The organism is uncultured Imperialibacter sp., from assembly GCF_963974565.1.
GTDB classification, from domain to species: domain Bacteria; phylum Bacteroidota; class Bacteroidia; order Cytophagales; family Cyclobacteriaceae; genus Imperialibacter; species Imperialibacter roseus.
The window spans coordinates 335757-359197 of sequence record NZ_CAXBCJ010000004.1; the positions used below are offsets into that span (position 1 = coordinate 335757).

19 protein-coding genes are annotated in these 23441 nt (G+C 48.1%); 5 read left to right on the forward strand and 14 right to left on the reverse strand.

Annotation, left to right across the window (positions count from 1 at the left end; genetic code table 11):
* Window positions 1-76: 76 nt before the first annotated feature.
* The 5 genes from AAC052_RS08075 to AAC052_RS08095 form a co-directional block, all read right to left on the reverse strand.
* Window positions 77-448 carry a VOC family protein gene (locus AAC052_RS08075; RefSeq protein ID WP_339812388.1) on the reverse strand — a complete coding sequence of 124 codons (372 nt, stop codon included), beginning with the start codon at window positions 446-448 and terminating at the stop codon, window positions 77-79.
* A gap of 27 nt (window positions 449-475) precedes the next feature.
* On the reverse strand, window positions 476-1009 hold the full coding sequence (locus AAC052_RS08080; protein WP_317491240.1) for a DUF4199 domain-containing protein: 534 nt from the start codon (window positions 1007-1009) through the stop codon (window positions 476-478).
* 113 nt (window positions 1010-1122) lie between these two features.
* Window positions 1123-1551 (reverse strand): LuxR C-terminal-related transcriptional regulator, encoded by a 429-nt coding sequence (locus AAC052_RS08085; RefSeq protein ID WP_339812391.1) that lies wholly within the window; start codon window positions 1549-1551, stop codon window positions 1123-1125.
* A gap of 29 nt (window positions 1552-1580) precedes the next feature.
* Entirely contained in the window at window positions 1581-1997 is a 417-nt protein-coding gene (locus AAC052_RS08090; protein ID WP_339812394.1) for a putative toxin-antitoxin system toxin component, PIN family, read from the reverse strand.
* A gap of 6 nt (window positions 1998-2003) precedes the next feature.
* Window positions 2004-2228 carry a hypothetical protein gene (locus tag AAC052_RS08095; RefSeq protein WP_339812396.1) on the reverse strand — a complete coding sequence of 75 codons (225 nt, stop codon included), beginning with the start codon at window positions 2226-2228 and terminating at the stop codon, window positions 2004-2006.
* A 158-nt stretch (window positions 2229-2386) separates the two neighbouring features.
* On the opposite strand from AAC052_RS08095, the gene AAC052_RS08100 reads away from it, so the two are divergent.
* From AAC052_RS08100 to AAC052_RS08115, 4 genes are all read left to right on the forward strand, one after another.
* Window positions 2387-3013 (forward strand): TetR/AcrR family transcriptional regulator, encoded by a 627-nt coding sequence (locus tag AAC052_RS08100; RefSeq protein WP_339812397.1) that lies wholly within the window; start codon window positions 2387-2389, stop codon window positions 3011-3013.
* Between the two features lie 86 nt (window positions 3014-3099).
* Window positions 3100-4491: a TolC family protein gene (locus AAC052_RS08105; protein ID WP_317491243.1), complete on the forward strand. Its 1392-nt coding sequence runs from the start codon at window positions 3100-3102 to the stop codon at window positions 4489-4491.
* A 41-nt stretch (window positions 4492-4532) separates the two neighbouring features.
* On the forward strand, window positions 4533-5582 hold the full coding sequence (locus AAC052_RS08110; RefSeq protein ID WP_339812398.1) for an efflux RND transporter periplasmic adaptor subunit: 1050 nt from the start codon (window positions 4533-4535) through the stop codon (window positions 5580-5582).
* A gap of 30 nt (window positions 5583-5612) precedes the next feature.
* Window positions 5613-8705 (forward strand): efflux RND transporter permease subunit, encoded by a 3093-nt coding sequence (locus AAC052_RS08115; protein ID WP_339812400.1) that lies wholly within the window; start codon window positions 5613-5615, stop codon window positions 8703-8705.
* A 43-nt stretch (window positions 8706-8748) separates the two neighbouring features.
* Here the strand turns inward: AAC052_RS08115 and AAC052_RS08120 are convergent, their stop codons facing one another.
* From AAC052_RS08120 to AAC052_RS08135, 4 genes are all read right to left on the reverse strand, one after another.
* The gene (locus tag AAC052_RS08120) at window positions 8749-10581 is read right to left on the reverse strand and encodes an STN domain-containing protein (protein WP_339812402.1); all 1833 of its coding nucleotides are present in this window, start codon (window positions 10579-10581) and stop codon (window positions 8749-8751) included.
* A 58-nt stretch (window positions 10582-10639) separates the two neighbouring features.
* Window positions 10640-11584 carry a FecR domain-containing protein gene (locus tag AAC052_RS08125; RefSeq protein ID WP_339812405.1) on the reverse strand — a complete coding sequence of 315 codons (945 nt, stop codon included), beginning with the start codon at window positions 11582-11584 and terminating at the stop codon, window positions 10640-10642.
* On the reverse strand, window positions 11568-12059 hold the full coding sequence (locus AAC052_RS08130) for an RNA polymerase sigma factor (RefSeq protein ID WP_317491248.1): 492 nt from the start codon (window positions 12057-12059) through the stop codon (window positions 11568-11570). Before AAC052_RS08130 ends, AAC052_RS08125 begins: the two co-directional genes overlap by 17 nt.
* Before the next feature lie 75 nt (window positions 12060-12134).
* Complete coding sequence (locus AAC052_RS08135) at window positions 12135-13313, reverse strand: DUF3179 domain-containing (seleno)protein (RefSeq protein ID WP_339812406.1); 1179 nt, start codon at window positions 13311-13313, stop codon at window positions 12135-12137.
* A 64-nt stretch (window positions 13314-13377) separates the two neighbouring features.
* Here AAC052_RS08135 and AAC052_RS08140 point away from each other — a divergent pair, with 64 nt between their 5' ends.
* Window positions 13378-13962 carry a Uma2 family endonuclease gene (locus tag AAC052_RS08140; RefSeq protein WP_317491250.1) on the forward strand — a complete coding sequence of 195 codons (585 nt, stop codon included), beginning with the start codon at window positions 13378-13380 and terminating at the stop codon, window positions 13960-13962.
* Window positions 13963-14012: 50 nt separating this feature from the next.
* Here the strand turns inward: AAC052_RS08140 and uxuA are convergent, their stop codons facing one another.
* From uxuA to AAC052_RS08165, 5 genes are all read right to left on the reverse strand, one after another.
* The gene (gene uxuA / locus AAC052_RS08145; RefSeq protein WP_339812408.1) at window positions 14013-15185 is read right to left on the reverse strand and encodes a mannonate dehydratase; all 1173 of its coding nucleotides are present in this window, start codon (window positions 15183-15185) and stop codon (window positions 14013-14015) included.
* A gap of 147 nt (window positions 15186-15332) precedes the next feature.
* Window positions 15333-15626 (reverse strand): GIY-YIG nuclease family protein, encoded by a 294-nt coding sequence (locus tag AAC052_RS08150; RefSeq protein ID WP_339812411.1) that lies wholly within the window; start codon window positions 15624-15626, stop codon window positions 15333-15335.
* Between the two features lie 188 nt (window positions 15627-15814).
* The gene (locus AAC052_RS08155; protein ID WP_339812412.1) at window positions 15815-18079 is read right to left on the reverse strand and encodes an alpha-glucuronidase family glycosyl hydrolase; all 2265 of its coding nucleotides are present in this window, start codon (window positions 18077-18079) and stop codon (window positions 15815-15817) included.
* Window position 18080: 1 nt separating this feature from the next.
* Window positions 18081-20081 carry a sialate O-acetylesterase gene (locus AAC052_RS08160; protein ID WP_339812413.1) on the reverse strand — a complete coding sequence of 667 codons (2001 nt, stop codon included), beginning with the start codon at window positions 20079-20081 and terminating at the stop codon, window positions 18081-18083.
* 245 nt (window positions 20082-20326) lie between these two features.
* A complete protein-coding gene (locus AAC052_RS08165) occupies window positions 20327-23440 on the reverse strand; it encodes an efflux RND transporter permease subunit (RefSeq protein WP_339812415.1) in 3114 nt (1037 codons plus the stop codon).
* Window position 23441: the final 1 nt, after the last annotated feature.

Consider the following 23441-nt stretch of genomic DNA (forward strand, 5'->3'; position numbering starts at 1 on the left):
CTTTTGCACTTTAGTAAACTTTTGTAGTCTGAAAGGAGCCGTGCCCACAGCGATAGCTGGAGGCACGCTTTTTAGATCAATTTATCAGCATCATATAAGCGCCAGCCGGGTCCTGAATCAGGCAGTAGAAGGTGTTCTCTCCAAATTTTCTTTTCTCTCCAATTACTTTTCCGCCAAGCTTTTCACAATTCTCCATGCTGGCATCCAGGTCTTCTACTTTCACATAGATCAGCCAGTAGGGGGGTAGGTTGGCATTTCCTCCCGCCTTTTTGCAAACGCCGCTCAGGAAGTTGCCTTCTTTGTCTTTCATCACGTAGTCCTGGTAGCCGCCCATGTCGAGGCCCTGCTTTTCCCAACCAACCACTTCTTTGTAGAATTCGCTAACACCTTCGTGGTCTTCCACAGTCAGGTCAAAGTGCATGATATGTCCAATTTTTTGCTCTTGCATGATTGTTTCTATTAATTGGTTTTTAAGTTAATCAGCAGCAGGAAGGAAGTTTTTGCTTCGAAACAGCGCAGCGCATACGAGTGATATGACCAGGCCTACCGGGAAGATTTCCAATAACGTCATGCCAAACCGAACGACTGGATTTTTGTAGTTTTCAGCCATAGCATCCATCGAAGCTGTCATTTCATCAATTTCAGCCTGCGAGGCGCCTTCATCCTTCATTTTTTCGATGTAGAAATTGGTGTAGTCGGTCATGAAGTCGGGGGCAACGGTGTTGTAGTATATTTCCCAGCCTATGCAATACACAATTCCTGCTACGAGAGTGATCGCCAGCCCTGTTAACAGGGCTTTTCCAAAGGTGATACTTCCGTCCAGGTATTTGTCTCTAAACGCCTTCACGCCAAAGAAAATCATCGACAAGGCCGCAATCATCGACACATAGCCGAGGACCATGCCGAGGTCGTAGTTTCCGTTCTCCTTGCCAATAGGCATGGTGAGGTACATAAGCACCACTACAATGGCACCTGCAATCAATCCGTAGGTAATAATTACTTTTCTCATAATTCTGTCATTTGTGATGTCTCAAAACAAGCGTTCAAAGGCATTTTTCCACTCATACTTTGGTATGAATTTATGAGTTCAGCCAATAATAGTACTAAAGTACGGGTAGTTTGCTACTGGATGAGGCTGAGCTCCTTTGCTTTTTGAACAGCCTGCGTCCGGCGCCTTGAGTCTAGTTTGGAAAATAGATTGGCGGTATGAGTTTTTACTGTGCTGAGGGAAATAAATAGTTTGTCTGCAATTTCCTGGTTCGAGAAGCCTTCAGCCATTAACTGTAATACTTGCAACTCACGCTGGCTGATCTCCAGTCTCCTGAGTTCGTCCTCGTTGAGGTGAAACTTTCGCTGTACGATAACGGTGGTTCGTCGTTTGCCTATTATTTTTCCTCCAGCCCAAACTCCGATCAGTACAAAGAGCAAGGCTACAGCGCCAACGTAAATCTCTAATGACAAATCCCGCACGAAGAACCTGTATTCCAGCATTTTCAGCAGGAACAGCAAGACTGCCATGCTTAGTCCATATATGACAATGGTTCGCTTCATAATTTGTCTATGGTGCCCATAGAATGCCCTCAGTTAACAGATGTGAGGAGTTGCTTAAAATCACCAATACCAATCACGTTTACTATTGGAAAACCAATGCTTTTCAATACTTCAAAGTGCTTGTCTTCTGTTACCAGATAGTCTGAGCTCCCGGCGACTGCGCAGTCCGAAAATTTGTTATCGTCAGGATCTGCATTTATTAGATTCCACTTAAAATATCGGGTGATGAAACTTGTGTTAACTGAGTTTTCGATAGAAAGGAGAACGTTGTCGGCTACTGACGAGCCCATGTGTTCGGTTATAATTTCCTGGTATTCGGAAAGTATTTCCGTTGTAACCAGGAGTTGGAATTTTTCCTTTAAAAATGCCTCATACACCCAATGGTAGGGTGATCTGTCAGAGACAGCAACGAGCAGAATGTTTGTGTCGAGTACAATTTTAAGCACAACCCTTTATTTGCTGTTAGGATAGTGGGTTCTCTTATGAGTCTTCAACAATTCTTCAGCTTTATTGTCTGACCAACTATTGTCATCCCATTTCTTGTTGGCTTCTGTGATCGCTTTTTTGCCAAAGAAATTAGTCAATAGCCTTTTTACCTCAAGCAAATCTTTCTCTGATACGTCGTGAGAGAATGTCTTGAGAAGCTCTATTTGTATGTTAGACAGCGAGTTACTCATCTGTAAATAGAAAGTGTTCTATTCAAAGTTAACAAAAGAAGAGAAAGTTTCTTCAGGATGTATAAACTTAACCTTATTGTAAGCGAAACAAATTTTAATATGAAACTTGTTTTACTTAACACCGTTAAGTATGTTTGTTCCGTTATTTGAAAAGTATCATGGGTATATCAGAGCGCAGAGAACGAGAGAAAGAAGAGATGAAGGAGTTGATTCTAAAAACGGCGAATAAGCTGTTTGCAGAACATGGTTTCGATAAAGTGAGCATGAGAAACATCGCCGATGCCATAGAGTACAGTCCCACGACCATTTATCTCTATTTCAAGGACAAGAATGAATTATTCTATGCTTTGCACCTTGAAGGCTTCAGGATGCTTGCATACGAGTTCAGGCCCTTATTGGAAGTGAAAGACCCAATGGAAAGAATGTATCAAATGGGTCTTCGGTATATCCGTTTTGCCATTGAAAACCCTGATTATTACCAGTTGATGTTCCTTGTGAAGGATCCTTTGTGTACCACCGAAACAGACGAAACCTGGGAGGCTGGTCACAATGCGCATGCCTTCCTTGAGCAAGTTGTTATTGAATGCCAGGAACAGGGGTATTTGCAGGGGATCACCATGAGGGCTGCGGCTTTGATGATCTGGAGTTTTGTCCATGGCCTTGTGTCACTTCAAATATGTGACAGAATGAAACTTTATCAGGAGGTGGAACGTGAACAGTACATCACTGATGCCTACGAGGCTTTCCAGTTGATGATTAGGAACTTTAAGTCGGTCGAAAAGTAGACGACTCCAAAATAATAGAGCCTGGTCAGGTCACCCTCCTGACCATTTTTTTGAACTTGCAGTTAACACTGTTAATTAAATAATGTATGTACATCAAAGTGACACTATTAACCAGCGTTTTGATTTTGATGGGTATGGCGACATCTGCCCGTCAAAGTGAGGTAACTGAGACAGGGGGAGTCCTGGATCAGTATGTGGCTGAGGCCCTTGCTGCCAACCTGACATTGAAACAGGAGAACCTGGCGTATGAACAGAGTCTTCAGAGTCTTGCACAATCAAAAGCACTTTTCATGCCTTCTGCGGGTATTAGCGCTACTTATTCGCTGGCGCAAGGGGGTAGGAAAATCAGCTTTCCCATTGGAGACCTGCTGAACCCAGTCTACACAACGCTGAACCAGTTGACCGATTCGCAGCAGTTTCCGCAGGTGAACAATGAGGAGATTCAGTTCCTGCCTAACCGCTTTCATGAAACCAAGCTACGGGTGGTTCAGCCGCTTTTCAATTCAGACATCTGGTATGGCTATAAGGCGCAGCAGCAAATGGTCACTGTGCAGCAGGCCAAAAGACAAGCTTATGAAACTCAGCTAAAAGGCACTGTGAGGGAGGCCTACTTCAGCTACCTTCAGTCTGTTGAGGCGATCAGAATTTATGAAAGCTCTTTGAACTTGCTCGATGAGCAGGTGCGTGTAACGCAAAGCTTTTTTGATGCACAGCTTGTGACCAAAGATGCGGTGTATAATGCCCAACTGGAAAGAAGCAAAATGGACACCCAGCTAAACGATGCCAGAAAAAATGAGCATTTGGCAAGGGCCTTCTTCAATTTTTTACTTAACAAAGAGCTTGATGCAGAGATTGAGGTAGACTCTCAATTTTCGGGTGATTTTGCATTGCCTCAGGCAATAGTCGAGAATAGCGGCAATCTTACGGAGCTCGCTTTGCAGCAGCGAAACGAACTGCAGCAGGTACAGCAGGCCCAGGAGGCGACTAATTACCTCGTCAAGCTGAACGAAGCCAACCGGATCATGCCCAACCTGGCCGTAATCGGTGATTTGGGCTACCAGGGATTTGACTACAAATTCAACGGCGATCAGCAGTTCAGCATGCTCATTTTCAGCCTGCAGTGGGATCTTTTTAAGGGGGGAGCCCGCAAGGCAAAATACCAGTCGGCAGTGTTGCAGAAAACAACGCTCGAAACCCAGGAAGAACAGCTGAAAAAGCAGATAGAACTACAGGTGATTCAGGCATACGAGGAAGCCCGCTCGGCAGCTAACAACCTTTCCAGTGCTGAGTACGCATTGAAAACCTCGGAAAGTGCTTTTAAAATCACACAGTCGAGGTTCCAGCAAAACCAGGTACTGCCGCTGGAGTTCCAGCAATCGCAACTGAACTACACAAACGCCCGCCTGAGCTACAGCATCGCCAAATACAACCTGCTCAAGAGCGTAAATGAAGTCGATAAAGTAATTAGCAGCTTATAGTCAATCCATTTTTTTAAGAAAGAGACTCAATCATCAATACCATGAAGAATTTCATTACTCCAACAATCATTATTCTGTCTGCATGGGTGCTGTCTGCCTGCACGCAGAACAAAGCATCTGAGATGCAAATAGACAAAAATGTGGTGGCGGTTCGCCTCGACAGTGTTAAGTCAGAGAAGGTGGCCAAGCCGGTTCGCACCAGTGGTTTGGTTTCCTCTGAAACGGAAAGCACGCTGGCGTTCAAAACGGGAGGCATCATTCAGAGAACCTATGTAAAAGTGGGTGATCGGGTAAAAAAGGATCAGCTTCTGGCTTCACTAAACCTTACCGAAATCCAGGCTCAGGTGGTGCAGGCTAAAAATGGCCTTGAAAAAGCCACCAGAGACCTTGAGCGTTTCAAAGGACTGTTGGCTGACTCAGCGGCTACGCTGGAGCAATTCCAAAACATCACCACTGTTTATGAAAATGCAAAGGAGAGCTACAGCATTGTCTCTTATAACCTTACTAACTCCCAAATCAGGGCTGGCTTTGATGGCGTAGTGCTAAAAAAATGGGCCAACGAAGGCGAGATGATCAGTGGTGGCAATCCAGTCTTTTCGCTTAGTGCCAGGAACCAGTCGACCTGGGTGCTAAAGGCGGGTGTGGCCGACAGGGATTGGGCCAGGCTTAACATCGGAGACAAAGCGGTTGTGCATTTCGACCACCTGGGAGACCAGGTCATTGAAGCTTCCGTCATCAGGTTGGCGCAGGGGGCCGATCCAATGAATGGCACCTATCAGGCGGAACTTCAGCTGGAAGTTGGAAAAGATCAGTTACTAGCCAATGGCCTTGTGGGGAGTGTTGTGATTTCTCCTTCAAAAACCCATCAGGTAAACCTGATACCGATCGAATCGATTATAGAAGGAAACGGCAGCCAGGCTTTTGTTTATGTGCCTGCAAAGGGCAATACGGTTAAAAAGCAGCCTGTGAGCGTTGCCTATTTTACCGAAAAGGATGTGGCTATCAGCAGCGGTCTGGAGCATACTGCTCAGGTAGTTTCGGCTGGATCTGCCTACCTCAATGAGGCGTCAACCATCATGGTAGTTCAATAATTTTTTACAGGAGAGCAAAGAACAACAAAAATGAAGATATCAGAATTCTCAGTAAAAAATTACCAGTTCACCCTTATCGTTTTTGCCATGGTTATAGGGTTAGGGCTGAACTCCCTGTTCAACATGCCCAGAGGTGAAGACCCGGAGTTTGAGTCGCCCAGTTTTGCACTGGTAGTGGTTTATCCTGGCACGAGCCCCGTGGACATGGAAGAGCTTGTGGTTGACCCCATCGAAAAGAAGATGAGCGAGCTGGAGGACGTAAAGAAAATCGTCAGTAATGTAGACGATGGCCTGGTAGTGATGCGCATCGACTATAAGTACGAAATTGACCCCGACGATGCCTACCAGGAAGTAATCAGGGAGATGAACACGGTGCAGCAGGAGTTGCCGGCCGACATATTCAGCATAGAAATTCGCAGGTTTACGCCTACAGATGTTAATATTCTGCAAATCGCTTTAGTATCCGAAACAGCTACCTACCGGCAGCTGGAAGCCCAGGCTGACGAATTGAAAGAGCGGCTGGAGGAGGTAAAAGCTTTGAAGAAAGTGGAAGGTTGGGGTTTCCCCGAAACAGCGGTGAAAATCTCGTTGAACCTGGAAAAAATGGCGGCGGCTCACATTCCATTGAACAATGTCCTCGGCGCCATTCAAAGTGAAAATGTAAACATGCCCGGAGGGAGCGTCAACGCTGGTACGAGAAGGTTCAATATCAAAACCAGCGGGAGCTATACCAGCCTGGAGGAGGTGCAAAACACGATAGTTTACTCAGCCGCCGATAAGGTGGTGTACCTGAAGGACATCGCCGACGTGGCTTTTGACTACGAGGAAGAAAACCACCTGACCCGGCTCAACGGCAAGAGAGCAGTGCTTGTGACTGCGGCCCAGAAGGAGGGACAAAACATTTTCAAAGTGCAGGAGGTCTACCAGCCTGTGGTAGATAAGTTTAAGGCAGAGCTCCCATCGAACATGGAGCTGGTTCAAAACTTTGACCAGGCTACCAGCGTCGATCGTCGACTCAGCCGTTTTGTGAAAGATTTCATCATCGCTATCCTTTTAGTGTCAATCACGTTGCTGCCACTTGGTTACAGAGCGGCCATTGTGGTGATGGTTTCCATCCCTCTTTCTCTCGCCATTGGCCTTTTCATGCTCGATACGCTGGGCTACACCATCAATCAGCTGAGCATTGTCGGTCTTATTGTGGCGCTGGGGATTCTGGTTGATGACAGTATCGTGGTAGTGGAGAATATTGAACGGTACCTTCGTGAAGGATATGGTAAAAAAGAGGCCGCCATTGAAGCCACCAAACAGATTGGTCTGGCAGTGGTTGGATGTACGGCTACGTTGATTTTCGCCTTTTTGCCTCTACTTTTCCTCCCTGAGGCGGCTGGCGACTTTATCCGTAACCTGCCCATGGCAGTGGTTACTACGGTGATTGCATCCCTTTTCGTATCGCTCACCATTGTGCCCTTCCTTTCCAGCAGGATATTGAAAACCCACACTTCTTCAGAAGGAAACATTTTTTTCCGTGCTTTGAAAAGATTGATTAGCGGCTCATACTCAAAGTTGCTGGACAAAGCACTCATGCGACCATGGGCTACCCTGGGCATTGCCTTTCTGATCTTTCTGGGTGCGTTGGCTTTGGTGCCATCAGTTGGCTTTAGCTTATTCCCGGCTTCAGAAAAGCCCCAGTTTCTGGTGAATATTGAAACGCCAGTGGGTACCAGCTTGCAGGAGACTGACAATGTGGCCCGGTACGTTGAAAAGGCGCTGGCGGAAGAGCCGACTATTACCTTCTACACTACCAACGTCGGCAAGGGTAATCCGATGATCTACTACAACGTGGTGCCAAAGGCCGAAGCTTCCAATTTCGCACAGTTCTATGTGCAACTCGAAAACGATATCAGGCCAGAAGAGAAAATTAAGACCATCGATGGATTGCGTGAACGCTTTCTATATTACCCCAATGCTAAAATTGAAGTGAAGGACTTCGAGCAAGGTCCCCCAATTGAAGCGCCCATTGCCATCAGAGTGTTTGGAGAAAACCTGGATACTTTAAGGAGCCTGACGCTACAGGTGGAGAAAATATTGAAGGATACTCCGGGAACCATTTATGTGAACAACCCGCTGGCCACTTTGAAAACTGACCTGCGATTCCGTATCAACAAGGACAAGGCGGGCATGCTTGGCGTGCCACTTGCTGAGGTAGATAAGGCTATTCGCATGGCGGTAGCTGGCCTTACCGTTGGTGACTTTACGGACGATAACGGCAAGGAATATAATTTGTTGGTGACCGTGCCGAAAGGCAGCATTACTGACATGTCAGTATTTGACAGGGTGTATGTGAATAGCTACAAGGGAGCATCGGTGCCCCTCAGTCAGCTGGCTTCGCTGGAGTTTGAAACGAGCACCAACCTGGTGAAACACTATGATAAGGAGCGGTTTGCCACGGTGACAGCTTTTGTGGAAAGTAACTACCTGGTGGAAGCCGTAACCCAGGAGGTAGTTGCCGATATGGATCAGTTTGATTTCCCACAGGGCTACACCTACAAAGCCGCAGGTGAGCAGGAGAGCAAAGAGGAAAGCTTTGGAGGGCTCGGTACCATTATTCTTATCACAGCCTTCGGCTTTATGGGCATTCTGGTGCTGGAGTTTGGCACCTTCAAAAGTTCCCTGATTGTGCTGTCGGTCATTCCTTTGGGAATTATAGGAGCAATACTCATGCTGTTGATAACAGGCTATACTTTCTCTTTTACAGCCACAGTAGGCTTGATTGCCCTTGTGGGCATAGAAGTGAAAAACTCAATCCTGTTAGTTGACTTCACTAACCAATTGAGAAGAGAAGGCATGGAACTCAATAAAGCGATTCGGGAAGCCGGTGAAGTGAGGTTTGTGCCGATAGTGCTGACGTCACTCACAGCCATCGGTGGTTTGACACCACTGGCACTGGAAGGGAATCCCCTGTACTCGCCATTGGCTATTGTATTGATAGGCGGATTGATCAGCTCAACGATCCTGTCACGAATTGTGACGCCGGTACTTTATAAATTACTGCCTCCAAGCATTGTGGTGGAGAAGAGGCCAACTCCGGAAGAAGGAATGGGGATGGTGCCAGTACCAGTATAAATCAGGTAAGCCTCCCGGTTCGTCAGAGCCCGGGGGCTTTTTACTAATCCATGAACTCCAAACTCATGGTTAAGCTGGGCCAGAATTTCCACACATAGTTGGGCTCGCTAATGGTAGCTACTTCCAGGTAAGAGAGTTTGTAGCTATTGAAGTTAGGCGTCCACCAGGCATTCACGCCTGCACCAATCACAAAGTACATCGACCAATCCATTTTTCTTCCATATACCAGATGGGGATTAAGCATCAGATTGAACGGCTGCTTGTCCACTCCATCAAAATTGACCCACGATACATTGATCCTGTAGTCTTTGAATGCCAATTTTTGAAAGTCGTGTGGGTTGAACAATAAGCCTTTGCTCACACCATAGCCCCAGGCTTGCTTTGGCCAGATCGATTGGTTGCCGGGAATGAAAAAGTTGCGGCTATAGAAAACCGTGTTGGCTATTCTCTCAGAGCCAGTGGCGATTCCAGCGTTAGCCTGAAACGTTTCGTTGGCCCAAACCCGACCTGTAATGCGGGGACCAACATTGACCAGTCCAAAGGCCCACCCTCTATTTTCTCCAAAAACGTTGACCAATCCAAATTGATGGCCAGCTGATTCCTTCGACACATTGACGAGGGCAAATTGCAAGCCATTGGATTTTTGAGCCTTGTTAAACAAACCGATTTGGTAGCCACCCATTCTATTGGAAAAATTGACGGAGCCCAACTGTAGCCCGTGGGTCTCAGAATCGACAGAATTGGGGCCATTCATACTTTTGTTTCTGTTCACCACGCCAATCTGCGCTCCGAAGAGATCTCCTCGGGCGTAGTTCACTGCTGCCAGCTGCACACCGGTGACAAAGCGGCCTGCGTAATTGAAGAAACCGGCCGTCTGCAGCCCGTGGAGATTATTAGCCGTCATATTCGCCACACCACTCAGCTGCCAGCCAACAACGCCGCTGCCCGCCATGTTGATGAGAGACGATGCCTGGAAGCCAGTGACCGACCCCGTTACCAGGTTAGCAAGTCCTGCTGCTTGTATACCAAGAAACGGGGATTTAAGCGCTTCGAGCTCTGCCCTGGTATAGCGTTTTTGCTGCTGCATGTCGCCGCCTACCACATTTAGTACGCCAGCCAGTTGAAAGCCATAGGTATTGCGCTTGCTGAAGTTGGAGAATCCGGCCAACCCAAAAATGTTGCTGCCAGCGGAATAGTCGACAGTAAGGTTGATGGAAATACCGTTGTAAGAATTTCCCGGATTGAGGCCGTTGGTACCAAGGCCCGGGGCCAGCGATACGTTGAAAAGCCGGTATTTAAAAAGTGCCTGGCTTTCCACAAGCTGCGACGGCTCAGCACTAGCCAGCAGCGTATTAGTTGAGTCTTTGGAAGCTTCCGGTTGTCCCATAAAAGCGTAGGGCATTGGTTCGTCAGAATAAACCGGAGTCAGTTGAACGGGCCTTCTTACGTCGGGCATGCTTTCATCGGACTCAGCTTGTTTTTCGATTGGAAAGAAATCGAGGTGTAACCGAAGTGTTGTATATTTTTGCTTGTCAAACAGCGAGTGGGAGGGGATGCTCTTTTTTCTGAAGTTGAGCTCTTTGTAGCCAAATGGCCAATCATAAGGATTCGGAGCAGGTTGCGTCTTAGGTTTGCCCGCTGTCACAGCTTTCGTCTTGTCCTCTGATTTTGGCCTGAGCAGCACGGTGCTGCCACTTATTGTGTATTCCAGGGATGTTTCAATGCTCAGCTTGTCCAGTGCTTCTGTGAGGGAGGCTGCTGTTTCTACGTTGCCTATTTGGCGAGTGGGCAAGAAGTTTTTGCTATAGAGGAAATTTATCTGAAACCGCTTGCTGATGTGCGTAAGAGCGGAATCGATTGAGACAGACTGCCCCATGGCTCTGAATTGAAACAGCATCAGAGCGAGAAAAATCAGGGCCCAGTCTATAAGCCTTTTAGCAACCACTGCCTTTAAGAATCACTTTACCATTTTGCATCTCATAGCTAATACTGAGTACGTATTTTAAAGCATCCAGCAGCTCTTCTAAGGTTGGGTGGTCAAATGTACCGCTAAACCGGCAATTGGAGATGACCGCCTCTTCGAAGGCAAACTCAACATCAAAGTATCCTTCTGCATCCTCCAAAAGCTTCTTCAAAGGTGCATCTTCGAACTGGAGCTGCCTGGTCTTCCAGGCAATCAGGTTGGGGTCAAACGACTCAAAACGCCGAATGGTATTTGACTGCTCATCATATACTGCCCTTTCTCCTGCCACCACAAAAACCCTTTCGTTCAAATTCCGGTCATGTGATGAGAAGGCGACTTTCCCTTCGCTCACTTCCAGTTCGACTTTGGCTGAGCCGGGGAGCCACCTGAGGTAAAAGGACGTGCCCAACACCTCCGTTGTTGCCTTACCGGTAAACACCTTGAAGGGACGTGCTTCATCCCTTTTCACGTCAAAAAAGGCTTCCCCTTCTAGGTAGACTAATCGGTCTGCAAAACCTTCCTGATACTTCAGACTGCCGCTTTTGTTTAGTGCGACAATGCTGCCGTCGCTGAGGTTGATTATTTTTTGATCAGTTTCAGTTTTGACCTCTACCCACAGAACAGGTTCAGCGTCTTTCGAAAAATAGTTGAAAAACACGTAGCCCAACAAAATAAGCAGAGCCAGTGAAGCTGCAATTTTGGCTGCAAAAAGAAAGGAGTGCCTTCCCTCCAGCTTTTCCAGAGGAAAGGAGGGAGGCGCCACTTTTCTTTCGGACTCAAAGAACCTAAATAAATCCTTTTCAGGATTTAACTGATTATCGCCAGTTTCCAGCAACTTTTCTTCATCCAGCGAAGTTTCGCCGTTGTAGAATTTTTCGAGCAATTCTTTTTGGTCGGTTTTATTGGTATTTTTCATACTGCTCTTTCAGTTTTTTTCTTGCCCTGGAAAGCACCACACGCACATTGTTGGGAGTCATGTCGGCTACTTCGGCAATTTCGTCAATTTCCAACTCTTCCACACCCCTTAGCTGCAGCACAAGCTGCTGGCTCTCAGGTAGCTGCCGGATAAGTTGTCTTACAAGATTCAGATGATCGGAGGCCTCAATTCTATTTTCATCAGTAGAATGTCCGTTGTCGTGAGACGCCTGAAACTCCACCGAATTGCGGCCCTTTTTTTTCAAGTGATCCAGGCACAAATTGCGGGTCATCTTCAACCCAAAAGCTTTTATGTTGTTGTAATCAGAGACTCGGTCACGCATTTTCCATAGCCGCAGAATGATTTCCTGGGAAATGTCCTCGGCATCTTCATCGTTGTTCATAAGCCACCTGGCAAGCCTGTAGAAGGGCTGCTGCAGTGGTACAATAGCTGATTTAAATTCTTCCCGGGTCATTCGATAAAATGACGACTAACTAATACGATAATTACAGGGTGTTAAAAAGAATTTCTGATTTGTGCGCACTGAAGGTTATGGATAACGATAGGTTCGGGTTCGATGATGAAAAGTTTTCCAGGAATGCCAGAACTCCTGATAGGCCGGAACCCATTTCAGTTGAGCACCAGAAAGCATGCCACGCACACACTCACCCTTCCAATTCCATTCTGAACCAGTGTTGTTGTCTATGATAAAGTTCGTAGTGTCGCTGAGCGAAAATACCAATGTGTCACGTTCCCAGGCGTGAAACGAAAGACTGTCAGGCTCCAGGGCAACAAGCAGGCTCGTGGAGGAAATGGTGTCGTTGATCAGTCTGGTTTTAATCAATTCATTCCAGTCATAAGCCTTTGCTTTCTCATCCAGCGTCACGCCAATAACCCAGGACTTATCGGCCCACGAAGCCGTATCTCTCCCGGTCAACTTGCTCTCTGAGGTGCCTTCATCGTAGTTTTTTAAATTTTCATACTTCTCCAGAAAGGCTGTGTCGGGTTGAAGCACCAGTGATTCTGGGTATTTATTTAGCCAGGCACCGAGCGCCATTTGTTCGGAAGGAAGCTCGGGGAGGGTGGTGCCTGTAAGTGGCCCTGCAACGGCCTCTCCGTTTACCTGTCGCCACCATGACCGGGTGCGGCTGTCTTCAAACATGGCGTTGAAGTGATCCATGCCAACTAAACGAAATGTTTCAGGAGTCCCATTAACTTCGGGAGAGAAGATGCGTCCCGTTCTACAGACGGTACAATAGGTGACAATAACGGGCGTGCCACCAACTGTGTCTCTCACCTGATGATGGTAACCAATGTTCTCTATGGGGTAAGCTTTGGACTCGCCATTGATTTCTACGCCGAGCACCAGATCAGTCATCTCATAGCCCGTTTGGCTGGCGGGCACAAATGAAACGGTATTGGGTTGGTAGAATATTTTATCAGCCAGCATTCGAAAGTTGACGGCATAAAAAACGCCCAGGTACAGAACTATGAAAGTACCAATCAGCAACTTGACTCTTTTTTTGCCTGTTTTGAGAAAATGCCAGGCAGGATAAGCGATCATTAAAAGCCCCGCTAAGCGAAAATAGCCAATGTTAAAAAACATGAAATAAGCGAAGTCAATACTGTTCATCTGCTGACTCCCAGGAAATGGCATGATGAGGTATACTTTCAATATTTCGGCTACGATTAGCGTAAAAAATCCGAGAACAAGCAGGAGGGTTTTCATAACTGCATCGGTGAATAAAAGCTTTAATTTGATTAACTTAGTTGAACCAAACAAATGTGGCTTTATGCTTAGCGAGTACACTATAGGCGGAAAATGGGTTGAATCCATGACAGACGAGGAGTTTTACACCTTTTGTGTGGAAAACGAGAATATTAAGTTTGAGCGTGAGCCCGATGGTCAAATTGTCATTATGTCACCTACAGGATTCAACACGGGGCGCAGGAATGCCAAAATTATTGTCCAATTGAGTAATTGGAATTCAACGCACAGTTTGGGGGAAGTTGTTGATTCAGATACCGGCTTTTACCTCCCAAACGGGGCTATGCGTAATCCTGACGCTGGCTGGGTTAGTAATGAAAGGTTAGCCTCAATATCCAAAGCTGAACTGGAAAAATTCCCTCACCTCGTGCCAGATTTCATCATAGAGCTGGTGTCAAAGAGTGACTATCCTAAAAACCTCGACGCCAAGATGAAGGAGTGGATTAACAATGGCTGCCGCCTTGGCTGGCTGATTGATCCCTTTAATGAGACTGTGACTATTTACTCTCCCGGCCGGGAACCAGAAGTTATTAAAGGATTTGATAAAAGTGTGAGTGGGGGAGCGGTACTGCCAGGGTTTGAGCTCGATTTGAAGGAATTGAAGGTATAAAAATGGAAACTGGCCTGGTTACCAGTTTCCATTAATTGATCAAAATGAACTTATTCCAGATTTCTGGAAACCCCCAGTTCCAACCCTCTCAACTCAGCCAGGCCTCTTAACCTGCCAATGCCAGTGTAGCCAGGGTTGGTTCTTTTATGCAAGTCATCAAGCATTTGATGACCATGATCGGGCCGCATAGGGATGGATACCTTACGCTTTCTCATTACCTGCACAATTTCTTTTACCACAGCATACATGTCCACATCCCCATCGAGGTGATCTGCTTCAAAGAAGTTGCCTTCTTCGTCTCGTCTGGTACTACGCAGATGCAGGAAGTGGATATGGTCACCCAGCCTCTGCACCATGCCGGGAAGGTCGTTGTCGGGGCGAACGCCGTAAGAGCCAGTGCAGAAGCACAGCCCATTCGCTGGAGATGGGGCGGCGGAAATCAGGTCCAGGGCATCTTGTTCCGTGCTCACAATCCTTGGCAGGCTCAGAATAGGATATGGGGGATCATCGGGGTGGATGGCCATTTTCAATCCCTCGGCTTCTGCCACGGGTACCACCTGCTGGAGGAAATAGAACAAGTGCTGCTTCAGTTTGGCCCTATCAATTCCTTCATAGGTTTTAAGAGCACTTAATATCTGAGGAACGGTAAAGCTTTCTTCACTGCCTGGTAAGCCCTGTAGCGCATTGCTGAAAAGCATGTCTTTTTCAGTTTCGGACATCGAGCTGAAACGCTTCTTGGCTTTGCTGATTTCGTCCGCCGTGTAATCTTTCTCGGCGTTGGGCCTTTTGAGCATACAAAGGTCGAAGGCGATGAAGGCTGACTTTTCAAACCTCAGTGCCTTGCTGCCATCGGGCATAGTATAGGCCAGGTCGGTTCGCATCCAGTCGAGGATGGGCATGAAGTTGTATGTGACGACTTTCAGTCCGCACTTGGCTACGTTCTTAAGGCTTACTTTGTAGTTTTCGATATGCAGCTTGAAGTCGCCTGTATGCTTTTTAATGTCTTCCGACACAGGGAGGCTTTCGATCACTGTCCAGGTAAGACCAGCTGCTTCTACTTCCTTGCGGCGCCTGGTGATTTCTTCCACCGTCCAGATGTCACCAACTGGTACATGATGCAGGGCCGTTACCACGCCCGTGCATCCGGCTTGTCTGATATCTGATAAGCTAACCGGATCTTTGGGCCCGTACCAGCGCATCGTTTGTTCCATTAAGTAGGCCATAACAGTATTTTAGCGTTCAAATGTATTAGGGTGTGAAGATGATAAAATAACGAATAACAAGCTCCAAAAAAGAAGAAAATCCTAACCGCAATGTCAGACTGAGCCTGTCGAAGTCCTGTCGAAGTCCTGTCGAAGCTCCATTTCTCATCATTTACCAGAGCTGTTTTTGGAAAGCTCTTTTAAAGCTCCCCAATCCTGTTTCATAAGGGCTTCTTTTTTAGCCCTGCTCCAACCTTTTATCTGTTTCTCAAAAGCGATGGCCTTGTTGACATCGCCAAAGTGTTCAGTAAACACCAACTCGACTGGCCGTCTTTTGAATGTGTATGATTTGGTGTCGTATCCAATTTTATGTTCGTAAAGCCGCCGGTCGATATCATTCGTTACGCCTGTGTAGTAGCTACCGTCAGCACATTTAAGAATATAGACAGTGTATTGATTCATGATACTCGTTTTCTATAACCGCTCTTGTCGCCCTTCGACAGGCTCAGGATGACAAGAGCTACTATTCGATAATAAGTCAACGATCCGCTCAGGATGACAAGAGCTACGATCCGATAATGACCCAACGATCGGCTCAGGATGACACTAGCGATAGACTCAGTGTGATAACAGCGGCATCACCTTATTGTCTACCCCCTCCCTGGTGCATAAGGAAACTTCAAGTCCATATAATACTCCAGCGTTTTGTCACTTTTCTCAACGCCTTTTGGTAAAGGCCTTTTCGAGAATGTCTGAAAGTACAGCAGGCAGGAATTTCTCCACCACACCGCTTCCTGCTCCTGAATGGACAGCAGCATATTCACATGGTCCCACCGCTCTTTGTCGACGATAGCCTCCTGCTCTTTCCATTTTTGCTGCATTTGCCTCACCTCGTCAACGCCTTGCTGATAATGAAGAGCGATTTCGTCCCACAGTGTTTTACCCGACTTCATTTTGAAGTCCCAGGGCAAATGGTGAAACCAAAGCAGGTCGATGTCGGGGCAGGTTTTTGGGTCAGCCCAAACTTTCGCTGCCAACGGCGCATATTGTTCGAGTGCATTGCTGCCGGTTGCGGTACGGTCGAAGCCGATGCCTGCCGAGTCGGCCTTGTGATAATAAACAGACGTCCAATCGGCACGAGACATCTTGCTCACCCAGGGGCCTGGCCCGTAGTGATGCCCTGCTCCCATGATGTGGTGCAACCCAAGTGGCGTGCTGTAATTCACTACAGTCTCCCTTGAGGTCAACATCATTTCTCTCATGGTCTCTACGAATGTTGGGTCGTTGGTGAATGTCATTTTGAGCCACTCGTTGGCAATGTGGGCCGAGCTGAGCTCGTGGTTCCACGCAATGCGACCGAAGGCAAACCAATTGGCTTGATGGAATGGATGCCCCGTCCAGTTGCGGTCGTTGCCAATATTGGTAACGCCTGCAATGCCTGAGATTGCTTGCCCGTCAAGCGTGCCATCTACCACTTTGGCGACCGTGGCCACTCGTACCGGTTCCACCTGGCTGGCAGGAACAGGCGGCCGGTCGGTGGGTCTGGGATTTCTGAGGTCGGGTGCTTTTAGTGATTGAGAGGGAGTTGGGTTTGGACCTTTGGCGTAGGTATCTGCATCAAGGGTTTCTTTGAAAAGTGGAGCGAGGTAGCAGAGGTTAGTGGCCTGGCCAAGGTATTCCTGGGTGATCTGAAACTCTGCCATAATCGGTGTCTTCGGCATGGCACCAAACAAGGGATGGAATGGCTCTCTTGGCTGAAAGTCAATGGCACCGTTTTTTACCTGCACCATCACATTCTTTCTGAAAGTACCGTCCAGTGGCTTGAACTCGTCGTAGGCCTGTTTGGCCCTGTCGACAGGCTGCTCATTGCTATAAACGAATGCCCGCCACATCACGATGCCGCCATGAGGTGCCACTGCATCTGCCAGCATATTAGCGCCGTCGGCATGGCTGCGTCCGTAGTTCTGTGGTCCCGGTTGCCCCTCAGAATTGGCTTTCACCGTGAAGCCGCCGAAGTCGGGGACATAAGTCATAATTTCTGTTACTTTGTCTTTCCACCACTGCCGCACTTTAGGGTCGAGTGGGTCAGCAGTTTCGAGGCCGCCAATTTCTATGGGGGCACTGAAACGGGCGGTGAGGTAGACTTTTAGGCCATATGGGCGGAATACATCTGCCAGCGCCTTTACCTTTTCGAGGTACATAGGAGTGAGCACTACCGCTTTGGCGTTGACGTTGGTAATGGCTGTGCCATTGATGCCAATGGAAGCGCACGCACGGGCGTAGTCCACATAGCGGGGGTCGATATAGCCCGGCAGGAGGTGCCATTTCCAGAGCGAAAACCCAGCATAGCCACGCTCTACAGTCTGATCCAAATTATCCCAGTGATTGAGGATGCGGTGCTGGATTTTTGGCGAGTCAGTGATTGTGAACTCATTATCGAGCGGCTGATGCGTCTGGATCAATCTTAGCAGGTGAAACGTGCCGTAGAGCACGCCCACTTCTGAGTTGGCGGCGATGACCAGCGCATTAATCCCTCTAACCTTCCTGTTAGAGATCAGGTAGCCTTCCTGGCCCACGCTTTTCAGCTCTTCTGTCAGGTTGAGCCCAGCCACAATGCTGGAACCTTCTGGCGTGCCAGCGATGATCCAGCCCGTTTTTCCGAAAGGGCTGCCAAAAGCGATTGGCTTATCGAGAAGTCCCGATAGTCCATTGTTGAGCTCGGTTTTGATCGCTTCAAGCGTAGGGGAGTAGCCTTCCACTACATAGCCGGTGATTTGCCTATTGTACCTCTCCCATACCCCCCTGTCTTCAATGGGTTGATAGCGTAACCACAGATCATAGCCGTCTTCAGCTTGTCCTGCAAAGCTCGCCAGCACAAACGTCAGTAGCAGGTAAATTTCTTTTTTCAACTTCACGTTACTTTGTTTTAGAGTTAAAGGGAACGGCAGGTAGGCCTGCTCCATTGAATAAATTCGGCTCGCAAGCTTCACACCAGCCGTAGCGAACGGCTGCTGGAGTGGTAACTTTGGCAGACCAGGCAATCAACTGGCTGTCTTTTACTTCCGTTTTTGCTTCAACGAAATTACCATCGGCACCGGCCACCTCTACAAAGCCGGGCTCTCCTTTAAACTGAAGCCCCTCTGCATGGCTGAAATTAACACTCACTTTATTTCCTTCAATTGTCATCGACTCATACATCGGGCCGGAATATTCAGTGCCGATGCCATAATCCTTTGCCAACGCCCACAAAGCGAGTCTTTCTCCAACATCCTTCTTGTTGGCAGGATGAATGTCCGTCGGGTTCCCCACGTCCATAATCACTGCCATACCAGTGTTCTCTAAAGCGAGCGTGCTTGTTTGTGCATCTCTGAGCTGAGCGGCCAGGTCATCGTTTCTGCCGTATTTGTAGGGAGCAATTTGAACGAAATAGAAAGGGAAGCTTCCAAGCCCCCAGGCATCCCGCCAGTTTTTGATCATGGTGGGGAACAAGGTTCTATATACTTCAGCAGCACCCACATTTGATTCTCCCTGGTACCAAATGGCTCCTTTGATGCCATAAGGCACCAGCGGATTGATCATGGCATTGTACAAGGTGGTGGGGGAGTAGGCTGTCAACTGCATGGCTGGCTTTTCGGACGGTTCAAGCACATCTTTGGCGATGGGAACAACACTGCCACTGAAAATACTCTCGGCCACGGGCTTGGCTTTCCACTCACCTTTCAGGCTGATGAGGAATTTGTCAGCAGCTACCGGCCTGATCCCGATATCATCTGAACCGTAAATACCGCCGCCGCCTGCTGTGTCAAACACTTTTACGGCCACCACGTTTGTTCCTTCTTTCAAAAGTCCGTCTGGAATGGCATAGACTCTTGCTTCCTGGTACTTGCCAGTTTCTTCAATCGCCCCAATCTTAGTGCCATTGACATACGTAATGTCCATGTCGTCAATACTTCCAAGGTACAGCTCGAGCGATTTAGAGGATGCTTGCTTTGCCGTTAGCTGAAATGATTTCCTCAACCAGGCCACACCGTCAAAGTTACCCATCCACTGGCGCTCCCAAAGGCCAGGTACACTCAGACTCTTCCATTTACTGTCATCAAAGTCAGGTGTTTCAAAGCCGCTGTCGTCGAATGATACATTTGCAAATGGTTTTTCCGCATTCAGGTCAATGGCCGTCTTTTCCAGCTTGTCGTAGGCTGTTTTTACAGAGTCATAATAAGCGGCATAACCTTGCAGCGTTTTCGATGTGCCTTCATAAGTTGGCACCTTGTCGAGGTAGGCAGCCGTAGTCCAGGCCTGAGCGGGGGTGCCTCCCCAACTGGTATGAATGATGCCAATCGGAACGCCGGTATCAGCATTGAGCTTTTTGGCAAAGAACCAGGCGGTGGCTGAAAAATCACCAGCATTTTGTGGGGTAGCTACTTTCCAGGAACCTGACACAGTATCAAGAGGTGTAAATGAAATGTTTCTCTTCACAGTGAACATCCTTATTTCCGGGTAATCTGCCGCAGCTATTTCGGCTTCGCTGTTGTCGATGGGGTTGTTCGTCCAGCCTTTCAGTGGCATTTCCATATTGGACTGCCCCGATGCTACCCAAACTTCGCCTGAGAAAACATCATTCAGCGTAATCACCGAATCACCTCTGGAAATGGTTAGCTGGAAAGGGCCGCCTGCTTCTGGTGTAAGGAGTTTGGCCTGCCATTTGCCATTCTCGTCGGATATGGCACTGACTTCCTCCCCCCAACTACCTGCCAGCCTCACTTCTGACTTCGGATTGGCAATGCCCCAAATGGCGTTTTCTTTTTTCTGCTGTAGCACCATATGGTCTGAGAACAGGGGTATCAGCTGAAGAACAGGTGGTTCCTGGGTGCATGAGATGGCAATTACGGCCAACAGAAGTAGTTTAACTTGTTTCATATTAGGTAGGTAGGTTCCAAAATATGAAGATAGGATATTCTTCTACAGCTTCACAAACAATGGAGCACAACGGTTAAGAAAGAGAAAGGCAGGCAAATGGTTAAAATATGCTTACCAGGTCAGCGAGCTGTCTTTTGCCAGGAGAGTCAATGAGAAGTATATCCGAACCATACTATGACTTTTGCTCAATTAAGTAGGTGGCTCTTCATTAGCAAAAGAGCCACTGGAGAAGGGCAAACTTTACATTATAAATTAGCTGCGATCTTGCGATGTCTCTCCATTCTTTCGGCAGCCTTTACCTCGGGGTCAAATGTCCGTTTGCTGGAAATGTAGGAGTAGATGGCTGGGATGATGTACAATGTCAGGAAGCTGGAGATAATCATTCCGCCTACAACGGCCACACCCAGACTTTGGCGGCTGCCCGCAGCTGATCCGATAGAAAGAGCGATGGGTAGAATGCCGAGGATGGTGGCAAAGGTTGTCATCAATATGGGTCTGAAACGGGCATGAGCCGCTTCAATCACCGAATCGAGCCTGGTGACGCCCTCAGCTTTTCGCTGGTTGGCGAACTCCACAATCAGGATGCCGTTTTTGGTCACCAGGCCCACCAGCATAATGATGCCAATCTGGCTGAAGATGTTCAACGTAAGATCCATGACGTAAAGGCTGAGCAAGGCCCCCGCCATAGACATAGGCACGGTAAAAAGGATGATCAGAGGATCGACGAAGCTTTCAAACTGAGCAGAAAGCACGAGATAAATTAGCACCAGGGCCAGCATGAAAGCGAATAACAAACTTGACGAGCTATCGGCATATTCTTTCGATTGCCCGGCAAGCTCTGTTTTGAAGTTGGCTGGTAATATTTCAGCGGCCACTTCATCCATGGCCTTGATGCCATCTCCAAGTGTTTTTCCGTCGATGATGCCAGCCGATACTGTGGCAGACACATAACGGTTATACCGGTAGATGGCCGCAGAACTCACCGATTCCTCATAGTAAATCAGGTTGTCGAGCGATACCATTTCGCCTAGGCTGTTTCGTACATTGATCGCTTTTAGATCAACCGGCTCGTTTCTGTTCTCTCTTGAGAGCTGCCCTATCACCTGGTATTGCTTGCCTCCCATGATGAAGTAGCCGTAGCGCTGCCCGCTGTACGCAAGCTGAATGGCTCTGGCAATATCAAACACTGGCACATGCAGCTCATTGGCCTTCTCACGGTTGATGCGCAGCTTCAGCTCGGGCTTGTTTACTTTGAAGTCGCTGTCCACAAACTTTAGGTCAGGGTGCTCCTGTGCGGCATTGAGAAACTTCGGCAGCATCTCAATCAGGCTTTCTACGTCAGGAGCCTGAATAACATATTGTACTGGTAGTCCGCCGAATCGGGCTCCGATGGTTGGCGGCTGCGCAGGGAAAGCCCTCACGGCCGTAAACTGTTCAAAGCCTTTTGATATTTGCTTGAATATCTCGTCCTGCGACCGTTCTCTCTCACTTGCATCCACCAGGAAGATGTTTTCAGCGCCGCTGTTTACCGGACTGAAGGCACCGCCTCCGGGGATCACGGCCGTAAGAGCAACAGTAGTTCTCACCTCCGGTACGTTGTCCAGCACCCAGGCGTCCAGCTCTTCCATGTACTTGTCCATGTACTCAAACGAAACTCCCTCGGGAGCCTTTACCGAGGCACGAATGATACCCCTGTCTTCCAAAGGTGCCAGTTCTGACTTCAATTGAGTGCCAAAGAAAGCGATCATGCCAAACATCAGAGCAACTACGACGAACGATAGCCACCGATACTTCATAAATGCCGCCAGACTTTTGGCATAACCTGCACCCAAGCCCTCATAAAACTTCTCAGTTACAGCATAGAAACGGGAAGGCTTGCTGTGTTTTTTCAGCAAAACTGCACACATCATCGGCGACAGCGTGAGCGCCACGAGTGCCGACACAAGAATGGAGCCCGCCAGCACCACACCAAACTCCAGGAACAAACGGCCTGTCAATCCCTGCATGAAAATGATCGGGATGAATACTGATACGAGCGTTATAGTCGTGGAAATAATGGCGAAGTAAATTTCCTTTGATCCCTGTATGGCCGCCTGGAAAGGAGGGATGCCTTGTTCTACTTTGGCAAAGATGTTCTCCAGTACCACAATGGCGTCGTCGCACACAAGGCCGATGGCCAGTACAATTGCTACCAGGGTGAGCACATTGATGGAGAACCCGGCAATGTACATGATGAAGAACGACGAAATAATGGAGATGGGGATGGCGATTACCGGAATGAAGGTCGACCGCCAGTCACGCAGAAAGGCGAAAATCACCATGGTCACCAGAATAAAGGCGATAAGCAGCGTTTCCTCTACTTCCTCAATGGACTTTCTAATGGGCTTGGTATAGTCGTTGGCTACCCTTATTTCAATGTCGGCGGGTACCTCGTCCTTCATGGCATCCAGCCTTCTGTAAATCTCGTCGGCAATCTCAATTTCATTGGCGTTGGGCTGCGGCTGTATACTCAGCAGCAGGCCTTTAGCGCCATTGCCCCGAAAGTTGGTTCGGTCATCTTCGCTGCCTAGCTCGGCAAACCCTAAGTCCTTGAACCTGATCTGTCGGCCACCTTCCGATTTGATGATCATGTTGTTGAACTCTTCAGGTGTTACCAGTCTGCTATCGGTGCGGATGGTTAGTTCTGTTTTGTCCCCCTCAATCCTGCCTGTGGGCAAGTCGATATTCTCTCTTTTCAAGGCAGCCTCAATATCCTGGGGCACAATGCGGTAGGCCGACATTTTTACCGGATCAATCCAAAGCCGCATGGAGTACTTTCTGGCACCCCTCACATAGGCGCCACTCACGCCGGGAACTGTCTGGATTCTTTCTTTCAGTACATTCTCCGCAAAATCGGTCAACTCCAGCATGTTGCGGCTGTTGCTGATGATGGTAAGAAACATCACCGACTGTGAGTTGGCGTCGGCTTTGTCTATGATAGGTGGATCAGCTTCTGGAGGAAGGCTCCTTACCGCCCTCGATACCTTGCTGCGGACGTCATTAGCTGCCGCTTCTATGTCTACATCGAGATTGAACTCAACAGTGATGATACTTGCCTGCTCTCTTGAAACCGATGAAATGGTGCGCACACCTGCTATACCGTTAATGGCTTGCTCCAGCGGCTCGGTGATCTGAGATTCGATCACGTCGGGACTGGCACCAGCATAGGTGCTGGTAACAGTGACAATCGGGGGATCGACTGCGGGAAATTCCCTCGTGCCAAGAAATGAGAAGCCAACCACTCCAAAGAGCAAAAGCAAGATGGAGAGCACTACAGCTAGTACAGGCTTACGAATACTGGTTTCAGAAATACTACTCATT